This is a genomic window from Bifidobacterium saguini DSM 23967 (genome assembly GCF_000741715.1).
GTDB classification, from domain to species: Bacteria; Actinomycetota; Actinomycetes; order Actinomycetales; family Bifidobacteriaceae; genus Bifidobacterium; species Bifidobacterium saguini.
In genome coordinates this window covers 1-2,532 of record NZ_JGZN01000031.1, presented here as the reverse complement: position 1 = coordinate 2,532, position 2,532 = coordinate 1, and the positions used below count along the sequence as shown (strand labels likewise).

The following is a 2,532-nucleotide window of genomic DNA, read 5'->3' as shown; positions in this document are numbered from 1 at the left end:
GTCGCGCTCTGGGCCGCCAGCCCGACCGCACCCGGTGCGGCCGCGGCCTCTTCGGGCGGCAAACCGTACGACGGTTTCTGGCGAAGGACCCTCACCGGCGTCAGGGCGCTGGAATCCCACTGGGACCAGGTGATCGCCCAGATGGCCGACGACCGCTCGGGCCGCAGGACCCTGGAGCACGTCACACGAATCCGGTTCGGCGCGACCGGCCTGGCGCGACCGGCGAAACCTTCGCAGCCAGCCGGTCCGAATCCCCCGAGAACCCGGAGCACGGCCCCGGATCCGGCCGAGAATGGACTCCGACCGCCGAGCCTGAGGGACGAGCTCGCCGAATACGCCGCCGCGCACGGCAGCACCAGCTGCTTCGCAGGCAACTGGCCAGGCAGGGGAGGCGGGCTATGACTCAGACGCAGACCGCGGTGTGCACCAGAATCGCCAGCCGGAACGCCGCCCTCGCCGACCGGCTCTGGGGATCCGTCGAGACCGACCACGGCGAGGAATACGACCGCAAGGCAAGGGCCAAGGGCCGTGAACTGTGCGCCTCATGCCCGATGCTCGAGAACTGCCTCGCCCAGGCGCTCACCGGGCGGTGGCGCGACGACCGGATCGTCGGAGGCCTGACCTACCGGGAACGCCGCAAACTCGCCAGATGCGTCGGCGAGGGACTGGACGTGCCGCCGCGCCGTCTCGGCCATGTGCACCCGAACCGGGTCGCCGCATGGATCCGGGAGCACCCGCAATCCATCGACATCGCCCGCGACGAACAGCGCAGCTACTGGCGGCGCACGAAACAGGCGAACCACGAATCCCGGCCGGTCGGCATGCCGGCGCAGGGCACCCTCTTCTGAAAACGGGAAAGACGAAAGGAACAACGGATGAAACACAAAGGAAAGGGCACGGCGCCAATCCGGCCCATCCCCGAACGGGTGACGTTCCGCATCATGGACGCGGCCCTGCTTCGACAGCCACTGGTCTCGTTCAGCTGGCAGCGGGAGCTTCCGCACGCGCCGATCGGCGCGACCAGGACGCTGCGCGAGTTCACCGTGTGCGGCAGGGAGTTCACCATCACCACGGTGCCGGTCATCGTGACGGTGGACGGCGAAGACGGCAGGGAACGCTACGACGGGCTCAGATTCACCGCCGCCCACAAGAACGGGGCCAGCCGCCGTTGGAACGTGTCCGAGGACGCCATCGAGACCACGGTGAACGCCGCCTTCGACTTCCTCGCCGGCATCCGACCCGAAAACGAGGAACCCGTGAACGCGCCGCCGAAGCTCGGGTAGACCGGATCCACGGCCCGGCCGGCAACCGACGGAACCGGTCCCGCCGCACGTCGGTATCCCGGTCTTCCGATAAACCCCTACCCCAACATTCCAATATTTCAATATCCCATTATTTCAATATTTCGGTATACCAATCCATCGGTAAAGGAGCAGAATGATGATCATCACCATCGCGAACGCGAAGGGAGGCGTGGCCAAGACCACCTCCGCGATGTATCTCGCCGCGGCCTACGGGCTGCGCTACGAGAAGGAGGTGCACGTATTGGACGCGGACGTGCAGGGAAGCGCGAGCCTGTGGGCCGACCTTGCCGAGCAGAACGGCGAAGACCTCGGCATGGTGCGCGTTGACGCGGCGAACGCGAGCACGCTCAAACGTCTGCGCCGCACCCTCGACCAGGAAACGGACGACGGGCTGTGGATCGTTGACGCGCCACCGCAGGGACCGGTATTGGAGACCGCGGTCAAGGTCGCCGATTTCGTCGTGGTCCCCACATCCCCGTCTCCGCTCGACCTCCAGCAGGCCTGGGCCACCATGAGCGACATCCCGGAAGGCAAGCCCGCCGCCGTGCTCGTCACCCGCGCCGAACGCCGCACCAACGCGTACCGGCAGACCATCATCGGACTGGACGAGGCCGGCACCCCGCGATTCGAGGAGGAGCACATGATCTCCAAACGCCAGGAGCTCGTCAACGCGCTCGGACGCAAACCATCCAGACTCTACGAATACCCGACCGTGCTGGACGAGATCATGCAGGTCATGCAGGAGGCGAACGCATGAGGAACCTATCCGCCACCGCATTCAAACCGGCCCGCAAGGCGACCGGCGTGAAGACCGTCAGCGCGTCGGCCGACAACGACGACGAATGGGTCAAGACCAGCATCTGCATGCGCCGCGGGCAACGACGCAGACTCAAACGATGGGCGATGGACCACGACACCACCATCCAGGAGGTCATCGAATCCGCGGTCGATGCGTGGATCGATTAAACCTTCCGGTATTTCCTTATTCCCCTATTCCCTTATTCCAATATTTTGGTTTTTTGGTGTGTTGGTGTTGGTTACACTGATGCGTATCGAAAGGCGAGGAAGGCGACCATGAGCGGCCGGGACGAAAACATGAACGAAAAAGAGAACGAGAACGTTATGAGCGAGAGCGAGAATGATATGAACGAGAGCGAGAACGAGAACGGGGCCGTTTCGATGCCGGTGCCGGCGCGGGCGCGGATGGCGTGGGTGGCTCCTCCGTGGC

At 65.0% G+C, this 2,532-nt stretch carries 4 protein-coding genes and 1 pseudogene; all 5 read left to right on the top strand.

Annotated features, from left to right (window positions below):
* Window positions 1-402 (top strand): annotated as a pseudogene (locus BISA_RS13450) (hypothetical protein); the annotation flags it as partial.
* Window positions 399-848, top strand: coding sequence for a WhiB family transcriptional regulator (locus BISA_RS11755; protein WP_051917586.1), 450 nt, complete (start codon window positions 399-401; stop codon window positions 846-848). The pseudogene BISA_RS13450 and the gene BISA_RS11755, both read left to right, overlap by 4 nt.
* 27 nt (window positions 849-875) lie before the next feature.
* On the top strand, window positions 876-1,283 hold the full coding sequence (locus BISA_RS11750) for a hypothetical protein (RefSeq protein ID WP_033892180.1): 408 nt from the start codon (window positions 876-878) through the stop codon (window positions 1,281-1,283).
* A 154-nt stretch (window positions 1,284-1,437) separates the two neighbouring features.
* A complete protein-coding gene (locus BISA_RS11745; RefSeq protein WP_237746171.1) occupies window positions 1,438-2,061 on the top strand; it encodes a ParA family protein in 624 nt (207 codons plus the stop codon).
* Complete coding sequence (locus BISA_RS11740) at window positions 2,058-2,270, top strand: hypothetical protein (protein WP_033892179.1); 213 nt, start codon at window positions 2,058-2,060, stop codon at window positions 2,268-2,270. Before BISA_RS11745 ends, BISA_RS11740 begins: the two co-directional genes overlap by 4 nt.
* Window positions 2,271-2,532: the final 262 nt, after the last annotated feature.

Coding starts and splice junctions, on each gene's coding strand:
- BISA_RS11755 (WP_051917586.1), top strand. CDS start 399: ATGACTCAGACGCAGACCGCGGTGTGCACCAGAATCGCCAGCCGGAAC.
- BISA_RS11750 (WP_033892180.1), top strand. CDS start 876: ATGAAACACAAAGGAAAGGGCACGGCGCCAATCCGGCCCATCCCCGAA.
- BISA_RS11745 (WP_237746171.1), top strand. CDS start 1,438: ATGATGATCATCACCATCGCGAACGCGAAGGGAGGCGTGGCCAAGACC.
- BISA_RS11740 (WP_033892179.1), top strand. CDS start 2,058: ATGAGGAACCTATCCGCCACCGCATTCAAACCGGCCCGCAAGGCGACC.